The following is a 19,069-nucleotide window of genomic DNA, read 5'->3' as shown; positions in this document are numbered from 1 at the left end:
AAATGTTTAATTATTTTAATGTGCTGTACATAATTCCCTTGAATCTTCGAGAATGTTTTTTTGTCTTTGTTTGGGGATATCTATTTGCTCCAATAGCGATGGGTTTTCGATAATTTCCTTGCAGAGCACAATGCCTGCATCCAATAGTTTGGATTTTTCAGCTTTGGTCAATGTGGTCAAAGAGGTTAAAGGATGTAGGCCGAGTCTGTCTACTCGTTCCTTCAAACTGTGACCTTTAGGATGATCCCAACTTACAAGCATCAATCCGACACAGTTCCCATATTGTAGGGCATCGCTCGTGAAACGGGTATTGGTACAAACACCACCTTGATGAAATTTGGTTTTATGGCCTTGTTGTTTTTCCCATTGCTTTTGTACATCCAGAAATCGTGATTGGATGTATAGCGGAATCTTTACATTGCAAAATCGGCCTTGATCGCTATGATATTTACATTCAATCATAAAGTGTTTATTATCTTTTTTCGCGATTACATCAATTTCGTGTTGTACGCAGTGGCCTTGAACAATAATCCCTACTTTGGTTTCATAACCTTCATGGCCGAATACCTTACCAACGAACCTTTCAAAGGGGTATCCTGATGGGCCTAACTCCATCAGGGCTTTTTTCAGCTTATACTTTGAGGCACTTACCCTAGATTTTCTCTTTAATATGTTAAAGGCCATTTGATATATCTTTTTTGTAGTCATTCCATCGCGAACTTCCTTATCAATATCTTGAACTATCTTTTTGATCAACAATTTATCGGCACCCGCCCGTTCTAATGAACGTATCACTTTTTCTATTTCAAAAGGTGCTTTCTCGCCACTTGCCTTTATGATATTTATCTTATCCATTTATGTGTATTTTTTTAATATTGGCCAAAGCGAAGACGATCAAGAAAAAACTTAAGAATATTTCGAGCATAACAACGAACCGAGCTACATCGGACGTTGGAATTATATCGCCGTAGCCCACCGTTGAAAAAGTTATCACGCTGAAGTAGAAAAAGTGGTACAAATTGTACAAGTACGAATTTGAATAATCGGGTATACCTTCAAATGTAGAATGGCTAAATTGGAAAAGGCAGGCATAATCAGTTGCAAAAGAAAAAATGCTTATAATGATTATCAAACCAAAAACCCATAGCAACCGCTCCAACGAATGACAGATTTTTATCAGTTTTGATAACCGTTTTAAAGTGGTCATCGTAATCACGATGGTCTTGCCCAATGCTGCTGTAACAATGATAATGTGGAATGGCAACGATTTATGGTCGACCATTGACATTAAAGCAACATACAAGATGCCAATACCCAAAATGCTAACAAGGGGTAAAATCGTTCTTCCCAACAATAATTTGTAAAAGGGTTTTTCTCCTATTTGATTTAAGCTTCCCGACATTGTAATATGCTTTATTTAAATTTTAATCGTCATTACCGGAAGTGTGGAATGATTGGCCACACCCTCGGCGATACTTTTTGAGAACAAGCTCAAAAAACCGGTACTACCGTGGGTACACATGGCAATTAAGTCTGCCGGTTCATAGTTTAAGAAAGTATTGATACCAGTTTCTACCGAAGGTTCGTTATTGACGAACATGGAATAATTTTTAAGGTCTGGGAACTTTTCAACAAATGTTTTGATGGGATTTAGTCCCGCTTCAATACTATTGGTATCCGTTTTTGTGTTGACTCGTAATAGACGGATATGTGCATTACATTTGTCAGCGATGGAGATTACATGCTTAAAGGCTTCACTTACGTCCTCTTCAAAATCCGAAACGAACACAATATTCTTAAACGGCAAGTGAACCTCGTCCTCCTTGACCACGATTACCGGAACATTCGATTTTCGCACTATTTGCTCAACGTTACTACCGAACAATTCCCTAACAGTACCTTTTGTACCACTGCTCCCCGTGATGATAAAATCATGATGAAAATGCCCTGAATGTTTTAAAATATTCCTGGTGTCTACTTGGTATTGAAGGAAGGTTTGACATTTCAGATGTTCCTTTTCGGCCTTCCTTTCCAGCTCGCGTAAAGCGGATTTTGCACTACCGATTTTTTTCAAGGTTTCAGGATACCGTTTTTCCTTTTGCTTGTCCAGCTTTACCCAATCCACAGGGGTCTGAATCAAATGGAAAAAATGGATTTCGGCATCAAAAAGTTTGGCCATCGCTATTCCGACATTGGCAGCTTTATTGCAGTTTTCGGAAAAATCTGTTGGTACTAGTATATTTCTCATTCTTTCTAATTTTTGGTGTAACATTTATTGTGCGGTATAACCTCCATCGATAACCAATTCGGAGCCGGTCATGAATTTAGATTCGTCAGAGGCCAGATACACTACGCCATAACCTATGTCATCGGGTTCTCCCAAATGTCCGACGGGGTGTAAACTTTCCAATTGTTTTTTGCCTTCTTCCACATCACCTTGGGATTTCAGAAAATTTTCTACCATCGGTGTCCAGATATAAGCTGGATGAATAGAATTGACCCGAATCTTGTAACCTTGTTTTGCGCAATGGAGCGCTGCAGATTTGGTAAATATGGTAACACCGCCTTTACTCGCGTTGTATGCCGGTAGATTGGGATCACCAATAAGTCCTTCGATAGACGAGAAATTAATGATTGAGCCGCCCTCTCCGGTCTCTTTCATCCCCTTGATGCCATATTGGGTACCTAAGAAGGTGCCGTTGAGGTTTATATCCAAAAGATTTTTCCAATCTTCAAGACTAACTTCTTCTACCGTTCCACCGAGTCCTATACCTGCGGCATTAGCTACAACATGTAGCTTTCCAAATTTTTTGAGCGTAGTTTCGATGACCATTTCCCATTGATTTTCTTTGGATACATCTTGTTCAATGTATATGGCCTCACCGCCATTATACTTTATTTGTTGAACTACCTGATTTCCATTTTCTTCATCGATATCGGTTACAACTATTTTTGCTCCTTCCCGCGCCAACAAAATAGCACTTGATTTTCCTAGGCCGGAGGCACCTCCTGTGACAATAGCCACCTTATTTTTTACTCGATCCATATCTTAAGTTTATATAATTATTGTATTCATATTTTGTTTTTCTCAATTAAGAGACTTCATTTTCAGAATTTTTTCCTTTCTCAAAACAATCCAAATTGTATATTGTGGTCTCGGCAATATTTGTCAACGCCGTATCGGTCAGAAAAGCCTGATGGCTGGTTATCAAAACATTGTTGAAGGTCATCAAACGCGCAATGACATCGTCTTGTAGTATTTCGTCCGAACGGTCCTCAAAGAAAAGCCCTTCCTCTTCTTCATACACGTCCATCCCGAAATAACCGATTTTACCTGTTTTTAGACCTTCGATGACCGCCTTGGTATCCACCAAGCCCCCTCTGCTTGTGTTGATCAGCATGACCCCTTTTTTCATCATTCCAATTTGATTCGTGTCAATTAAATGCTTAGTTCCAGAAGTCAAGGGAACATGTAGGCTAATGATATCCGATTCGGCACATAGCGTTTCGCAATCGGTATAGCGAACGCCGTACTTTTCTATAAGACCTACATCCTCAGAAGTGTCATGGGCCAGTATCTTACATCCAAACCCGTGAAGGATTTTAACAAGGATTGCTCCGATTTTACCGGTACCGATGATGCCAACCGTCTTTCCGTTTAGATCAAAACCAGTGAGACCATTTAAGGAGAAATTCATGTCCCGTACCCTATTGTGCGCCCTAATCAGTTTTCTGTTCAAGGCCAATATCAGGGCAACTGTATGTTCGGCTATGGCATAGGGGGAGTAGGCTGGAACTCGGGAAACTTTGATGCCCAATTCTTTCGCTTTTTCCCTGGCTACGTTATTGTAACCTGCCGTACGAAGCGCGATGTATTTTACCCCCAGGGCACTTAACTTTTCAAGTACTTTCTCCGAGGCATCATCACTTGTAAACAGACTGATAGCCTCGGCCCCCTCTGCCAAGGATGCCGTGTTTTCAGTTAATCGCAGCTCAAGTAGTTTTAATTCATGCTTGCCATTGTTTGCGGATACTAAATGGGCTTCTTCAAATTTATGTGCACTAAATACCGTTGTTTTCATTATTTCATTTTTAAATTACTGATTGTATTATTATGTAGGCTATCCCTACAATGACAACAGTTCCAAAAATTAGCATTACAAGTTTACCTGTCTTTTTAGAACCTTTGAAATAGGCTATCCCCAACTTTACAACCATATTGCTTATCGTTGCTGTTATAATAACATTGGTGGCCAGCGTTAGTTTTTCTTCCAACGACCCAAATTTTGCCATACTAATGGTAATGGCGTCCGTATCCGCCAATCCAGCAATGAGGGCTGAATAGTATAAACCGCTTTCGCCAAAAAATTGATTTCCATAAAAAACGGCAAAAAGGATAGCCACATAAATACCCCCAAACCCGAGTGCGTTCCAAATATTGAGTGGATTACCAAGCTTGATAGCTGTCTTTGGCACATCTGTATTCTTTTTAATGAATACGAGTGCGCTAATCAAGCAAATAAGGGTAAGAATAGTAAATGGAATTAATAAATAGGAAAGTATGGCACTATTGAAAATATAGGCCAGAATTGCAAGTCTGGGAAACATTATGGCGGAAGCTATAATGATACCCGCAGCATATTCTTTTGAAAGTTCTGGCGATTCCTTACTTCTTGAAGCATATATCCAAGCTACGGCTGTACTTGAAATCAATCCTCCTAAAATTGCCGTGAGCAAAATACCTCGTTTAGAACCGACATATTTTACAAGAAAGTAGCCGATGAAATTCAGAAAAGAGACAATCACTATGATTGCTCCAATCTCAAAAGGGTTGAGCAATCCTTCTGGACCATAGTCTTGATTTGGTAAGAAAGGTAATATAAGAAGCGTAATAATTGAAAACTTAATAAAAGCAAAAAGCTCTTCTGAAGTAATATTTTTAATGAAGGTATTAAAGGTAGTTTTCAATGATAACAGGGTAACCACTATAACTGCAGTGGCAACTGCTTCCTTGTGCAAATGATTGGCAACCATCACGCCCAAAATCAGCGTAGCGAACAATGCCATATTAGTGGTTATACCCGTCATTATGTGTTTTTGTACGATAGAAAGATGGCTCAAGGATAAAAACAAAAGAAATGCTGCCGAAATAATAATGACCAACCAAGGTGTGTAAGCTGTGGTAAGGTTGCCTAATATAAAACCAATGATTGCCACAATAGGGAAGGTTCTTATACCTGCAAAACCTCGTTCATCCTTCAATTTATCGTATTCACGTTCCAGCCCCAGAATAAGGCCAATGCCCAGACTGATTAGCAATCCGAGGATAAATGGGTTAATATTATTAAAGACTTCTATCATTTCTTACTTTCCAAATATTTTTAAAAGTTCTTGCAGTTCATCGTTCACTTGGTGCTGTTTTACCACCTGCTCAAAGGGGGTAAGGCTCAATTGATTGTCCAAAACCCCGACCATTGCATTTCTTCTGCCCAACAAAAGTGCCCTCACTGCGGCCGATCCAAGCCTGATTCCCAACATTCTGTCTAGGGACGAAGGACTACCTCCCCGTTGCACATGACCAAGTTTTGTAATCCGCAGGTCCACTTTTGAATTGATTTCCTTGATCTTTGATGCCACTAGTCCTGCTCCCAATTCATCTCCTTCCGAAACCACCACGATAAACCCATCTTCACTTTTATAGTCCTTGACCTTTTTAAGCAACTGGAGAAAATCTTCACCGCTCTCAGGTATCAATATGGCATCGGCACCAACGCCCAATCCGGAATGAATGGCAATATAGCCACTATCCCGGCCCATTACTTCGACAATAAATACCCGATTGTGGGATTCGGCGGTATCTTTAATTTTATCGATATTTTCAATGGCCGTGTTTACTGCGGAATCAAATCCGAGGGTGTAATCGGTGCCGGAAATATCGTTGTCAATAGTCCCGGGAATACCTATAAACGGAATTTCACATATTTCCGAAAAGGCAAGTAGACCCTTAAAAGTACCGTCACCACCAATGGCTACCACAGCATCAATATCATTGTTCTGAAGACTTTTAAAAGCAAGTTGCCTTCCTTCCACGGCCATAAAGCGCTCGCTTCTGGCGGTTTTCAATACCGTACCACCACGGTGTACCGTTTTTTGTAGCTGTTGGCTTTCCAAAGGGATAAAATGCCCATCTATCATGCCTTCGTACCCCTTTAGGATGCCGCTTACCCTGATGCCATGTTGCTCAGCTACCTTTACTGTTCCGTAGAGCGCAGCGTTCATTCCCGGAGAATCGCCCCCTGAAGTGAATACCCCGATATGTTTAGTTTTACTATTATCCATTTTCCTTTTTCTAGAAACTATTATTATTGTTATTTAAAAGAGCTTTGTTATCATATTAGGCTTGCCCGTTCCAATTCCAATCTCTGACTTCGGGCATATCCTGCCCGTTTTTACGGATGTAGTATTTGTGTTCGATCAGCTTGTCTTGCATCTCCTGTTTCAGGTAAGCCACTTCGTCGCCGAGGTTCGGTAACCTGTCCAAGACATCCTGTACCAAATGAAATCTATCCATATCGTTCAATACCGTCATATCAAAAGCGGTAGTTATCGTGCCTTCTTCCTTATAGCCCCTTACATGTATATTGACATGGTTTGTACGATTGTAGGTCAACCTATGGATAAGCCACGGATAGCCGTGAAAAGCGAAAATGACAGGCTTGTCTTTAGTGAACAACATATCGAAATCGGCATCCTTTAGCCCATGTGGATGGGCCGTCTCGGTCTGGAGCTTCATCAAATCGACCACGTTCACAACCCGTATTTTTAGTTCCGGTAATTTTTCGCGGAGTATGGATACGGCCGCTAAGGTTTCAAGGGTAGGCACGTCGCCTGCGCAGGCCATAACGACATCGGGTTCTGTACCTTCATCATTACTTGCCCATGCCCAGATACCGATGCCTTTGGCACAATGTATGACCGCCTCCTCCATAGGGAGCCATTGCGGTGCGGGATGCTTACCGGCGACCACAACATTCACATAATGCTTGCTTCGAAAACAATGGTCCATGACGGATAGAAGACAATTGGCATCGGGCGGCAAATAAACTCGGACTATTTCTGCTTTTTTATTGACCACATGATCAATAAAGCCGGGATCTTGGTGGGTAAACCCATTGTGGTCCTGTCGCCATACATGGGACGCCAAAAGTATGTTCAGGGAAGCAATCTTTCTACGCCACGGCAACTCTGAGGTTACTTTTAGCCACTTGGCATGTTGGTTGAACATGGAATCGATAATATGGATGAAGGCCTCGTAACAATTGAACAGACCATGTCGTCCGGTCAAGAGATACCCTTCCAGCCAGCCCTCGCATTGGTGCTCGCTCAACATTTCCACCACACGACCGTCTTTTTTAAGGAGTTCATCGGTAGCCATGGTTTCGGCTTCCCATTGTCGATTAGTGGTCTCGAAAACCGAGTTTAAGCGATTGGAAAGCGTTTCATCAGGGCCAAAAACCCTAAAGTTTCGTTGTGCTTCGTTCAATTTGATTATATCCCTGGCAAATTCGCCTAGAACACGGGTGTCGCCATTTCCCATTTTCCCCCGTTCCGGAATGTCCAAACCGTAATCCCTATAATCGGGCATGTGCAGGTCCTTTAATAAAATTCCTCCGTTGGCATGCGGATTGGCTCCCATTCGCCGTTCACCTTTAGGGGCCAGTTCGGCCAATTCGGGTAAAAATCTTCCGTGTTCATCAAAAAGCGCTTCAGGTCCGTAGCTTTTGAACCAATCTTCCAACTGTTTTAGATGTTCTGGATTACTTGCCACATCCGATAAGGGTACCTGATGCGATCTGAAATGATTTTCCACCGGTAGGCCGTCCACAAACTTGGGTCCCGTCCACCCTTTGGGGGACTTGAGAATGATCATGGGCCAACGTGGACGTTTCGCATTGTCATCCTGGGCGGCATTCTCCTTTATCGCTTTAATTTCCTCGACTACCTGATCCAATAGCTGCGCCATTTTTTGGTGCATGGCCATTGGGTCTTCCCCTTCGATCCAATAGGGTTTCCATCCATACCCTAAAAAAAGTTGTTCCAGTTCTTCATTCCCGATACGGGCCAAGATAGTGGGGTTGGCAATCTTATACCCATTGAGATGTAAAATCGGAAGCACAACACCGTCGGTCACGGGATTAAGGAATTTGTTGGAGTGCCATGCCGTAGCCAACGGACCGGTTTCCGCTTCCCCGTCGCCCACTACACATGTCACGATGAGATTGGGATTGTCAAAGGCCGCACCGAATGCGTGGCTCAGGGAATAGCCCAGTTCACCGCCTTCGTGGATGGAGCCGGGGCATTCAGGGGAGACATGGCTTGGGATTCCACCAGGAAAGGAAAATTGGGTAAACAATTTTTTTAATCCTTCTTCATCCTGACTTATGTGAGGATACACCTCGCTATAGGTTCCTTCAAGGTAGGTGCTGCCAACAAGAGCCGGTCCGCCGTGGCCGGGTCCCGATACATATATCATGTTCAGGTCATATTTTTTGATGATACGGTTCAGATGAACATATATAAAATTTTGGCCGGGGGTAGTGCCCCAATGCCCCAATAACATGGGTTTGATATGTTCCGGTTTCAGTGGTTCCCGCATCAGCGGATTGTCACGCAAATATATCTGCCCCACGGAAAGATAATTGGAGGCCCTCCAATAGGCATCTATTTTCGCTAGATGTTCTTTGGATAATTCCTCTTGTTCTATTTCACTATTTTGCTTTTCCATGTCTTACTTAATTTTGAACCGTTGTTCTTTATTTTTGATTCGATATAGAGGTCCGTCGTGCATTTCGCGATCATGAGCTCTTCATCGGTAGGGATTACCAATACTTTTACTTTGCCACCCTCTATCGAAATTTCGGATTTATTTTGATCGTTTCGGTATTTGTCCAATTCAATTCCTACAAAACGAAGGCCTTCGCAAACCCTTGATCGGATTATGGGTGCGTTCTCCCCGATGCCGCCAGAAAAAACCAAGGTATCCAGGCCTTCCAATACGGTCATAAATGAGCCGATCCATTTTTTTACCTGATAGCAAAATAAGGCCACCGCTTCTGCAGCCCTTACATCCGAGCTTTCCATTTTCAGAAGGTCTTGCATATCGGCACTCGTTTCCGAAACCCCTAAAAGACCTGCTTCATGATTGATCAAATGATTGAACTTTTTGGTGTTCATTCCTTCACTGTTCATCATGTACCAAGCAACTCCCGGATCCAAATCCCCACTTCTTGTGCCCATTATACATCCACCTGCGGGCGTGAAGCCCATACTGGTATCCATACTCTTGCCATCTTTCAAAGCAGCCAAACTGGCCCCGTTCCCAAGATGGGCCAGAATGATGCGGCCATTAGTATCTTTGACACCTATTGTCTTCTTCAGTTCTTCCATGAGATAGGCGTAGGATAGGCCATGAAAGCCATATTTATGAACACCGGCTCGGTCAAATCGCCTTGGTATAGGCAATATTTTTGCCACGCGTGGCATTGTTGTATGAAAGGCAGTATCAAAACAGGCTACCTGTAATACTCCCGGGCATCTATTTTTAAAAAGTTCGATGATTTCGATTTCAGCGGGTAAATGTTCTGGGTCATAATCCCTTATTCGCTTTAATTCCTTTAATAAAATTGCATCTATCACTTCGGCACGGGAATGTTCCATGCCATGGACGACACGATGGCCGACGCATTTGACCTTATCAAACCCAACTTGTTTTTTTAACCAGAGTATCAAAAAGATGGCGGCCTCGTAAAAACCGGGACAGTATACATCATAGCTCATCTTTTCATCCTGATCGACGTAGGTAACATTGAAGCTTGTATTTTTTAATCCAATACGGTTTATGCTCCCTGAAAATATAGGCTTCGGAGTCTTGGCCATTCCATACATGGCGAACTTGATGCTGGACGAACCACCATTTATAGTAAATATGTTTGAATTTTCAGGGTACATTATTTGTATTAGATAAAAAAATTTAGCTTTTAGAAATGAGATTCAACCCATTGAATCGATTGACCCATTACTTTCGTTTATCATGAATCAATTCTTTGACAAGGCACAATCCTTATCCTCCATATAGAAGGTAGCGATTTTTTCATATTTTGGTCCTAGTTCCCTAGCACACCATTCCAACAGCGCAGGTTGTTCCGAACAAGTGGTATTCCTGACCGCCTTTTCCAACTCCTTCTTTAACAGGTCATGGTCAAAGCTTACTTTCTTTAGCACAACTTCATGGTATTCAAGTGTTTTCATTGCGTATTTATTTTAAAATTTTTATATCTAGTTAATGTTGCCACTGAATCATGTTGTCCTCCAAGGGCACGGCAACGCCTTCGTAATCCGGAAGAATACGAACGGTATAGTGATTGGTGGGTCGGGGAGTATTGACCTGGGCATAAAAATTATGTTCCCCTTGTTCTCCCATCCAGTCAAATTTCATATTGATTCTTTCAGGTGGTTTGCCGTTCAAGCCTTCTGCAAAAAGCTCCACAATAATATTTTTAGGATTTATTTCATTCAGCCAGACCGGGACTTTAAAATGATGCTTCTGGCGCTCGCTCTCAATTTGAACTTTTCCGAATTTTATGGCATCCCATTTTTGCCCAAGATCATGCGCAGCATCTAAAACCCTTTTCCCTGCGGCTCCTTTTCTTGCCGCTCTTTTTTTATATCTTGCCGCCCCAGGAAGGTAAAATTGTTCTGTGTACTCCCGTACGGTGCGATTGGCAGAAAATTGGGGAGTAAGGGTCGCCATGCTTTTTCGCATCCGTGCTACCCATTGTTCGGGTACGTCTTTTTTGTTGCGCGCATAAAATTCGGGCACCACTTGTTGTTCCAATATGTCATACAAGGCTTCTGCCTCAGCGGCATCCCAAGCGGGGTCATCGCCATGTTCTTGACCGTCTCCCAAGGCCCAACCTACCTCCGGGGTATAGGCTTCGGCCCACCAACCGTCCAGTTCCGATAAATTAAGGCCGCCGTTGACCAGCACCTTCATGCCACTGGTTCCACTGGCTTCCCACGGGCGTCTTGGGGTATTGAGCCATACATCGACACCCTGTACCAAATTCTCGGTCAACATCATGTCATAGTCGCTCAAAAAAAGTACATGCCTGTGCAAATTATGCTGTTGGATAAATTGTACCCATTTTCGTATCAAAGCTTTCCCTGATTCATCGAATGGTGGTGCCTTACCGGCGAGTACCAATTGAACGGGATGTTCTGGATTGGTAAGGATACGGATAAAGCGTTCCGGATCGTGCAATAGAAGGTCCGGTCTTTTGTACGGTACAAATCGCCGGGCAAAGCCCAAGGTCAAGGTGTTGGGGTCAAACACCCTTTTTGCTGTTTCAACTATTTCCGAAGGAAGACCCGAAACAATAGCTTGTCTTTCAAATTTTTCCCTGATAAAACTCACAAGCCGATTTCTCGATCGGTTCCTGAATTGCCATAATTTTGCATCGGGAATTTTCGAAATATGTGCTTCGTGGTCAGCAAGCTCCCCTCTCCAACGATCTTTTCCACAAGACTCCGTCCAGAGTTCATCGGCATATTTGGAATCCCAACACGGCATATGGACCCCATTGGTCACATGGTCGACGGGAATTTCGGGTATTGGCCATCGTGGAAAAAGATTGGTAAAAAGATTTCTACTTACTTCGCTGTGCAACCGGCTAACACCGTTCACGGCACCACTTCCACGAATGGCGAGATAGGCCATATTAAAACTCTCCCATTGATTATTGGAATCTGCCCGACCCAGAGCCATCAAGTCGTTGAAATCGATACCCAGTTCTTCCTTGGCATACCGGCCAAGAAATTGCTCCATAAGCGATGGGCTGAAATGGTCAAAACCGGCGGGGACGGCAGTGTGCGTCGTAAATAGGTTGCCCGCCCTGGTTACGGCAAGGGCCTCTTCGAACGAAGTGCCGTTCGCCTTCATAAAATCGTTGGCACGTTCCAGTACTAGAAAAGCGGCATGGCCTTCGTTCATATGGCAAACTTCGGGATCGATATCCAAGGCCTTGAGCAATTTATAACCCCCGATGCCCAGAACAATTTCTTGTTTTATACGATGATCTGGGCCACCGCCATACAGTTCATCGGTTATGCCACGGTGGACAGGTAAATTGGCCGCATCGTTACTATCCAATAGATAGAGCTTAGACCTTCCTACCTTTACCTGCCACGCACGTAGCCATATCGGGTGGCCAGGTAAAGACACTTTTAACCGAAGCCATTCCCCATTGGGCAGTCGTAACGGCGTAATCGGTAACTGACCTGGATCATTGTAAGGGAACAGGGCATTCTGGGTGCCGTATTTATCAATTTCCTGACGGAAGTACCCTTTGTCGTAGAGCAGCCCCACTGCAACGACGGGCACGCCCAAATCACTTGCCGATTTTAGTTGGTCGCCAGCTACATTGCCCAAGCCACCGGCATAAATAGGCAGGGCCTCGTTCAGCATATATTCCATACTAAAATATGCAACGGTTCGCAGCTTGGTCTTTGGATGCTTTTGCTGAAACCAAGAGGGAGCGGAGAGTACCTCTTTGTTCAGTCTTAAAAGACCGTCGAGTTTTTCCCGGAAATCGGGATCGGACAAATGTTGCTCCAACCGATCCCTTGAAACGGTTTGTAATATGACCCAAGGGTTCCGCGTAAATTCCCACAGTTCGGGATCCAATTGTTGCCAAAGTTCATCGGAAGCGTGGTTCCATGACCATCGTATATTGAGGGCAAGTTCTATGAGGTTTTCTACTCCCTCGATGTCGGTGTGCATCGATCCGTAGAGTTGATGCGTAGTGTTCTTTGTTTTTTTCATCTTCATTTTTATTTTCCAGTTCTTATTCTAATCCATTTTTACTGCCGATCAACCGAAAAAATCCGTGACTGCTTTCCAGACGATGTTCGGGTCTTTCAAAAAAAGTTGATGGTCGCCACCATTGACGGTCAGAAATTCGGCATTTGAAACGGTATTGGCCAATTTTACCGCATTAACCAGGGGAGCCGTGGTATCTTGATCGCCATGGATAAAAACAACTTTTTTGTTTCCGATGTTTCTGGCGATGGCATATAGGTCAGTATCCAGGATTATTTCGTTTAACGAATTGTAATAGCTCTGCCAAGTGTGTTTATTTGCATCTGCAAATACGTCATCCGACAGGTTTTCGGGCTTGAATATCCGGGTCATAAAAATGGGATGCAGCAAACAGAGGTATTTGGAATATTTGTTTGCAGTAAGCCTGTCAAAAAGAGAATGTTCTGACATTATATCATTAAATTCTCCCATATGCTTATAAACCGGGGTGCCTATCGCTATTGCTCCTCTAAACCAATCGGGATGCTTTTCGAGAAGTGCCACTGCGATAATAGCACCCATGGAATGCCCAACGAGCAACGTCTCGCCTCGATCAAAACCTTCCCTTGAAATAATCGCCTCCAAAGCTCCTAACTGCATCTCAAGGCTATAATCGCTATTGGGCTTTGGGGAGTCGCCAAAACCGAGCAGGTCGACCAACAGAAGTTTATGTGTGCCTGAAATGGTATCCAAATCCCTTTTCCAATAGTTTTTGGAGCCCGTTAGGCCATGGATAAAAACAAGATCCTTATCCCCTGAGCCCATTAATTCAAAATTCAAGGGCATGGTTTCGGGATTATACTTAGGTGCTACGGCAACAGTAAGGTATTGATATCCACCTATAGAAATAAAAAGTACGGCTACCACCAATAACAAGACCAGTATCCTTTTTCCTGTTTTTATAATGAAATCTTTCATAGTTCTCCTTGATTAAAACCCATATTCTCTCCGTGATAAAATTTTCTTGCACAAAAAATCTAGTTCAACTAACTGTTCTTGAATATCAAAAATTCCATGGGTTTTAGTTTTAACTTGATATAAAGTCGGCTGTCTTGCCGATCTGCATTTTTTTGCACTTTTATTTTGGTTTTACCTCCATAAATACATTTCATCTGGCCACGTTCGTTGTTAATGGTAGCGTCGATTAGGACATACTCTTCTTTCACATCTTTTGGGGACGAATTATATACCACCAAAATCTCCCCGTTGTGAAGTACCCTGGAAAAGGCCAAAAGACATTCTTCGCAATTGGGGTAGTGAAAATCAACTGTATTTTTTGAAGTTTCCCTAAAATACATCCTACCGAATTTCAGGATAGATTCTGTTTGCCTAAGTTTTGCCAAATCTGCAATTGTCCTGTATATCCACGAATTGCGGTTCAATACGTTGGTCTCGGTATCATTTGGATCGAACATACCTTCCCTGATATATCGGTCATCCATCCCATTTCCATCCAGACCTTGTTCCGTTCCATAATAGATACATGGGGCACCAAGGGCACAGAGCAGAAAGCCCATGCCCGCTACAATCTGTTCTGGAGTGGCATTATAGCCAAAGCGGTGCTTAAAATCAGTGCCCACTTGGTCGTGATCATCGATATAGGTCACCAAGAAATCCCCATATTCACCCCGGCTGAGGGCATTCCATTGCAATGAGGAATAGCGTTCCAATAGTCTTTCAGGAGAGGAAATACCCTTAATGACTCCTGCCAGAACACTGTGTAGGGGATGGTCCAAAACAGAATCCAGCCCGTAATACACGTTCTGGTCCTCCGGCAACATTTTCGGCCCCAGATACGGATTGCCCGTCTCGTCATTGCCGATAATCTCACCGAACAAAAAGAAGTTTCTCTTGCCCAAGGAGTAGGCATATTCACGAATGGTGGAACAAAAACGGCTAATGTCCTGTCCCTTCATATGTTTGACGGCATCCAACCGAAAACCATCCACGTCGGTCTCGCGTATCCAGTAACAATGTATGGCAGCCAATAGTTCCCCTAACTTCTCGCTTTCAGGGGAACCATCGTTCCGGAATGTTTTTAGGGTCAAAAAATCGCCCTCTTGGGTTTCTGGATACTTATCGAAATTCCTTATTTGCCCTTTTCGGTTGTAAAGTTCGGGATCTCTTAGTTCTATCGGGAGCGGCCTATCTTTCTCACGCCAGCTTCCCAACGGAAAACGTTGTCCGTCTGAATAGTAATACTCATAATCAAAAGGATACGACCAATTGTCACCGGAATGGTGTAGAACGACATCCAAGAAAACCCGTATATCCAATTTATGTGCTTTGTCAACGAGCCTTTCCAGTTCTTTTTTTGTGCCCCAGCGTTTGTCCACATCCAAATAATTCTGAATGGCATAGCCATGGTAAGATTGGGGGTTGTTTTCAAAAACAGGACTAAGCCAAAGGGCCGTACAGCCCAAGTCTTTGATGTATACTATATTGTCGATGATTCCCTTGATAGTGCCCCCAAAGGGTTTTTGCAATTCGTCTTCATTGCCAAAACCTGAATGCCGAATATCGAAGTCCAAGGAGCTCCGTTTGTTGCTATCATGAAACCGGTCTACCATAAGAAAGTAGATGATTTCCTCTCGCCATTCCCTATGGCAGTTTACCCAATATTCCTTGTTCGGTTTTGGAGAAAGATCTATATCGTTGATTGACTTAATCATTTTTTTTAATTTTTAAACAGTGGAATACTCCTTTTTTGTTTTTGAAATACTTTTTGGACTTATGGCGGGCTTGTTTCCATAGAAGCGGTTGAACACCATACAGGCGGTAAGGTCGCCGGTAACGTTAACAGCGGTCCGGAACATCCCTAGTAACCGTTCCACCCCTATAATGATGATAATTCCTTCGGCAGGTATGCCCGCACTGGAAAGTACAGAAGCCAAAATCACTACTCCCCCTCCCGGTATTGCCGGAGTACCAATGGAAGCTGCTACGATAGTAATCACCACTACGATAACGTTCATAAGGCCCATTTCCAATCCGTAGGCCTGGGCAATAAACAGGGTCGTTATGGTTTGGTAAAGTGCCGTACCGTCCATATTTACAGTAGCTCCGATAGGAATGATAAAATTACTGATGGCTGGATCTACTTCCAGTTCTTCTTCCGCCGTTTCAAGGGATAAAGGCATTACTGCAGCAGAACTTGTGGTCGAGAAGGCCAGCAGTTGGACATCCCTAATCTTACGTAAAAACCCGAACGGATTGACCTTGCCCAAAAGGCTTACAACTATGAGGTAAATTACGACCAGCAACAGTAACCCTATCAATACGACGAGCACATAAAAGCCCAGCCCAGAAAGGGAATTTAGACCAACGCTGGAGGTCAGCTGCGCCATCAAGCCGAACACGGCTACCGGAACCAACAACATGGCCCATTTGACCACGGTCATGCAGATTTCCTGAATGGCACCCAACAACAGTTTTACGGGTCTTAGCAGATCATCGGGAAGGGATAATACGGCAACACCAATGATGATGGTAAAAATTACAATACTCAACATTTCCCCACTTACCATCGAAGCCAAAGGATTGTCAGGCAACAAATTTGTTATGGCAGTTGGAATATCATTTATCCCGAATGATAATTCAGTACTTTCGGCGGTATTGGCCAAAGCCTGTTCATGATCGACAACCGCTTGTTGGTGCAGATACTTTCCCGGGCTAAAGATCAATCCAAGAATTGTACCTATGGTTACCGAGATAATGGTTGTGGATATAAAATACAAGAGCACACCGCCCCCCAGTTTTTTCAGATTCTCCTTGTCGTTGCTGGCAATGCCCGTAATTATCGAGGCAACGATCAATGGAATCATGATCATTTGTACCAACTTGAGAAAGAGCATGCCCGGCAGGGCCAACCAATTGCCCAAAACATCAGCTGTACCTTTGGTTATCCAACCATTTTGTGGACTTAACAACAGTCCAAGGCCGACCCCTAGGAACAAAGCGATGATAACCTTAAGCCATAACCTGTTTTCCACCAGTTTTTGCAGGTAGTGGTTAAGGGATTTTAATGATTTTATGTCCGTATCAAACATTCCTTGGTATCCGTTATGCTATTGTTATTTTCTTTTCCAGATAAACACCTTGTACCGCGTGCAAAAGTTCCACACCCTCTTTGAACGGTCGCTGAAAAGCCTTTCTTCCCAGAATCAGACCGGATCCTCCTGCCCGTTTATTGACGATTGCCGTAATAATGGCTTCGGTCAGGTCGGATTCTCCCTTGGAGCCACCCCCCGAATTGATCAACCCGATCTTGCCCATATAACAATTCGCCACCTGTAATCGGCACAGGTCTATGGGGTGTTCTGTAGTCAAGGTTTCATACATGGCATCATCATACTTGCCGAATTGGATGTTTTTAAAACCGTAGTTGTTAGTAGGCAATTTTTGTTTGATAATATCCGCCTGTATGGTAGCCCCAAGATGATTTGCCTGTGCTGTCAGATCGGCCGATGAATGATAGTCTTCCTTATCGGTTTTAAAGGAGTCATTACGGGTGTAGCACCATAAGATGGTGGCCAGGCCCAAACTATGGGCTTCAGAAAATGCTTCGCCGATTTCTTTTAACTGCCGGTTACTTTCCTTTGATCCAAAATAGATGGTCGCCCCGATTGCCACCGCGCCCATATCCCAAGCCTCCTTGACCGTTCCGAACAAGGTTTGATCATAAGCATTCGGATAAGAGAGGAGCTCGTTGTGGTTTATTTTTACTATGAACGGAATTTTGTGTGCATATTTCCGTGCATAAAGACCCAAACCCCCAAAGGTGGAGGCCACTCCATTGCAACCGGCTTCAATAGCAAGTTTTATAATGTTCTCAGGGTCAAAATAATCGGGGTTCTTATAGAAGGAAAAAGCCGCGCTATGTTCAATGCCTTGATCAACCGGAAGGATACTGAGGTATCCGGTGCCTGAAAGGTTTCCGTGATCGTAAAGTTGGGATAGGCTTCCGAGGACCCGTGTATTCCGGTTACTGGGTACGAATACCTTGTCCACCACATTTTTTTCAGGCAGTTGCAATTCGTCCTTCGTGATTTTCTCGCTCACGTGGTCCAGGTAGTAGGATGCTTTATCCCCTAAGAGTTCCACGATATGTTCATATGTTTTCATTGTCTTTTTTTTAATTGATTCCCAAACTTTTGTTGGTTTTGACGATGGATTTTTGACCATCACTTTCGATACCTGTCAATGCCCGTATGGCATCAATGGTCTCAGGAATTACGATAGCTTGGTTGTCCACCACATAGGCATAAAACAGTTCGTCGCCCACGACTTTCAGCATATCTTCCCACAGGGCCACTTCGTACATATCGCCCCAAGGTCGCCCCATATCCAGATACATTTCCTTAATGGTGTTGTTGGAAACCAGTCCTTGGTCATAGTGTATCAGTTTTATTCGGCTTGAAGTTTTAAATGCATCCAGTACTTCTTCTTTAGTGGCCTTTTTCTTTAGCTTCACGTTCCAATAATGCATATGGCTCAGGGTTTCGGGCACCTTTACCGCCGCTGTGATTACATCGAGATCGGGATCTACACTTTGGGCATCCGGACCTTGATGGCTGGGGATTTCCTTCTCGGGAACCATGGTGTTCATAATGCCTCCCAAATGGCTTTCCCAAGGGTCTGTTGCACGTCTTAACAAAGTGCCCCTGGCATAGTCCAACAGATCGGCCCTTTTTAGCGCAGTCAACGTTCTTAAAATGGATGTGGTGTTGCAGGAAACTACTCTAGTCGAATCCAAATTCAAAGCCGAGTTATAGTTGTTCTCGGCACTAAAGGAATGGCCCGTAGTTTCATGTTTTTCCCCACCTTGGACAATGAATTTGATACCTCTTTTCTTATAGATTTCAACATTTATTGCCGCAATCTTTTTAGGTGTACAATCCACGACAAGATCCACCTGTTCCAAGAGTTCTTGCATGGAACCTGCAACGGATATTCCCGCCGATTGCATTTCCTCATCGGCTTCCTTGGTTGCGGCAAATACCGCAAAACCTTTTTCCAGGGCGGTCTGTATGCGCCAATCGCTAATGATGTCGCATACCCCGACAAGGTTCATATCATCTTGTAAATTAACGGCATCGGCCACTCTTTTCCCGATGACCCCATATCCTACTACTGCTACTTTTTTCATATTGT

The 19,069-nt window shown here is 43.5% G+C and carries 16 protein-coding genes; all 16 read right to left on the bottom strand.

The genetic code is table 11. From position 1 onward, the window contains the following. Positions 1-15: 15 nt before the first annotated feature. Positions 16-855, bottom strand: coding sequence for an ATP cone domain-containing protein (locus PP182_RS09665; RefSeq protein WP_272651038.1), 840 nt, complete (start codon positions 853-855; stop codon positions 16-18). Next, positions 848-1,402, bottom strand: a complete 555-nt coding sequence (locus PP182_RS09660; protein WP_272651037.1) for a potassium channel family protein — start codon at positions 1,400-1,402, stop codon at positions 848-850. The genes PP182_RS09665 and PP182_RS09660 overlap by 8 nt, the downstream gene beginning before the upstream one ends. Before the next feature lie 15 nt (positions 1,403-1,417). After that, positions 1,418-2,248 carry a universal stress protein gene (locus PP182_RS09655; protein WP_272651036.1) on the bottom strand — a complete coding sequence of 277 codons (831 nt, stop codon included), beginning with the start codon at positions 2,246-2,248 and terminating at the stop codon, positions 1,418-1,420. 24 nt (positions 2,249-2,272) lie between these two features. After that, positions 2,273-3,046, bottom strand: a complete 774-nt coding sequence (locus PP182_RS09650) for an SDR family oxidoreductase (protein WP_272651035.1) — start codon at positions 3,044-3,046, stop codon at positions 2,273-2,275. Between the two features lie 46 nt (positions 3,047-3,092). After that, positions 3,093-4,082: a 2-hydroxyacid dehydrogenase gene (locus PP182_RS09645; protein ID WP_272651034.1), complete on the bottom strand. Its 990-nt coding sequence runs from the start codon at positions 4,080-4,082 to the stop codon at positions 3,093-3,095. A 10-nt stretch (positions 4,083-4,092) separates the two neighbouring features. After that, positions 4,093-5,361, bottom strand: coding sequence for an MgtC/SapB family protein (locus tag PP182_RS09640; RefSeq protein WP_272651033.1), 1,269 nt, complete (start codon positions 5,359-5,361; stop codon positions 4,093-4,095). A 3-nt stretch (positions 5,362-5,364) separates the two neighbouring features. Continuing rightward, a complete protein-coding gene (locus tag PP182_RS09635) occupies positions 5,365-6,339 on the bottom strand; it encodes a 6-phosphofructokinase (RefSeq protein ID WP_272651032.1) in 975 nt (324 codons plus the stop codon). 55 nt (positions 6,340-6,394) lie between these two features. Next, complete coding sequence (locus tag PP182_RS09630) at positions 6,395-8,785, bottom strand: phosphoketolase family protein (protein WP_272651031.1); 2,391 nt, start codon at positions 8,783-8,785, stop codon at positions 6,395-6,397. Continuing rightward, a complete protein-coding gene (locus PP182_RS09625) occupies positions 8,761-10,008 on the bottom strand; it encodes an acetate/propionate family kinase (RefSeq protein WP_051638239.1) in 1,248 nt (415 codons plus the stop codon). Before PP182_RS09625 ends, PP182_RS09630 begins: the two co-directional genes overlap by 25 nt. Positions 10,009-10,095: 87 nt before the next feature. Continuing rightward, positions 10,096-10,308, bottom strand: coding sequence for a hypothetical protein (locus tag PP182_RS09620; protein WP_036146060.1), 213 nt, complete (start codon positions 10,306-10,308; stop codon positions 10,096-10,098). A 31-nt stretch (positions 10,309-10,339) separates the two neighbouring features. Then, complete coding sequence (gene glgP, locus PP182_RS09615; protein ID WP_272651030.1) at positions 10,340-12,880, bottom strand: alpha-glucan family phosphorylase; 2,541 nt, start codon at positions 12,878-12,880, stop codon at positions 10,340-10,342. 48 nt (positions 12,881-12,928) lie between these two features. Next, entirely contained in the window at positions 12,929-13,834 is a 906-nt protein-coding gene (locus PP182_RS09610; RefSeq protein ID WP_272651029.1) for an alpha/beta fold hydrolase, read from the bottom strand. 68 nt (positions 13,835-13,902) lie between these two features. Further along, positions 13,903-15,588, bottom strand: a complete 1,686-nt coding sequence (locus PP182_RS09605; protein ID WP_272651028.1) for an alpha-amylase family glycosyl hydrolase — start codon at positions 15,586-15,588, stop codon at positions 13,903-13,905. A 12-nt stretch (positions 15,589-15,600) separates the two neighbouring features. Then, a complete protein-coding gene (locus PP182_RS09600; protein WP_272651027.1) occupies positions 15,601-16,965 on the bottom strand; it encodes a dicarboxylate/amino acid:cation symporter in 1,365 nt (454 codons plus the stop codon). Positions 16,966-16,978: 13 nt separating this feature from the next. Continuing rightward, entirely contained in the window at positions 16,979-18,040 is a 1,062-nt protein-coding gene (locus tag PP182_RS09595; protein ID WP_272651026.1) for a class I fructose-bisphosphate aldolase, read from the bottom strand. 10 nt (positions 18,041-18,050) lie between these two features. Continuing rightward, a complete protein-coding gene (locus PP182_RS09590; RefSeq protein ID WP_272651025.1) occupies positions 18,051-19,064 on the bottom strand; it encodes a type II glyceraldehyde-3-phosphate dehydrogenase in 1,014 nt (337 codons plus the stop codon). Positions 19,065-19,069 lie beyond the last annotated feature (5 nt).

The organism is Maribacter sp. PR1 (genome assembly GCF_028464145.1).
Taxonomy (GTDB): domain Bacteria; phylum Bacteroidota; class Bacteroidia; order Flavobacteriales; family Flavobacteriaceae; genus Maribacter.
The sequence above is the reverse complement of the archived record's forward strand: the minus strand, read 5'-3'. Positions and strand labels throughout refer to the sequence as shown.

Coding starts and splice junctions, on each gene's coding strand:
- PP182_RS09665 (WP_272651038.1), bottom strand. CDS start 855: ATGGATAAGATAAATATCATAAAGGCAAGTGGCGAGAAAGCACCTTTT.
- PP182_RS09660 (WP_272651037.1), bottom strand. CDS start 1,402: ATGTCGGGAAGCTTAAATCAAATAGGAGAAAAACCCTTTTACAAATTA.
- PP182_RS09655 (WP_272651036.1), bottom strand. CDS start 2,248: ATGAGAAATATACTAGTACCAACAGATTTTTCCGAAAACTGCAATAAA.
- PP182_RS09650 (WP_272651035.1), bottom strand. CDS start 3,046: ATGGATCGAGTAAAAAATAAGGTGGCTATTGTCACAGGAGGTGCCTCC.
- PP182_RS09645 (WP_272651034.1), bottom strand. CDS start 4,082: ATGAAAACAACGGTATTTAGTGCACATAAATTTGAAGAAGCCCATTTA.
- PP182_RS09640 (WP_272651033.1), bottom strand. CDS start 5,361: ATGATAGAAGTCTTTAATAATATTAACCCATTTATCCTCGGATTGCTA.
- PP182_RS09635 (WP_272651032.1), bottom strand. CDS start 6,339: ATGGATAATAGTAAAACTAAACATATCGGGGTATTCACTTCAGGGGGC.
- PP182_RS09630 (WP_272651031.1), bottom strand. CDS start 8,785: ATGGAAAAGCAAAATAGTGAAATAGAACAAGAGGAATTATCCAAAGAA.
- PP182_RS09625 (WP_051638239.1), bottom strand. CDS start 10,008: ATGTACCCTGAAAATTCAAACATATTTACTATAAATGGTGGTTCGTCC.
- PP182_RS09620 (WP_036146060.1), bottom strand. CDS start 10,308: ATGAAAACACTTGAATACCATGAAGTTGTGCTAAAGAAAGTAAGCTTT.
- glgP (WP_272651030.1), bottom strand. CDS start 12,880: ATGAAAAAAACAAAGAACACTACGCATCAACTCTACGGATCGATGCAC.
- PP182_RS09610 (WP_272651029.1), bottom strand. CDS start 13,834: ATGAAAGATTTCATTATAAAAACAGGAAAAAGGATACTGGTCTTGTTA.
- PP182_RS09605 (WP_272651028.1), bottom strand. CDS start 15,588: ATGATTAAGTCAATCAACGATATAGATCTTTCTCCAAAACCGAACAAG.
- PP182_RS09600 (WP_272651027.1), bottom strand. CDS start 16,965: ATGTTTGATACGGACATAAAATCATTAAAATCCCTTAACCACTACCTG.
- PP182_RS09595 (WP_272651026.1), bottom strand. CDS start 18,040: ATGAAAACATATGAACATATCGTGGAACTCTTAGGGGATAAAGCATCC.
- PP182_RS09590 (WP_272651025.1), bottom strand. CDS start 19,064: ATGAAAAAAGTAGCAGTAGTAGGATATGGGGTCATCGGGAAAAGAGTG.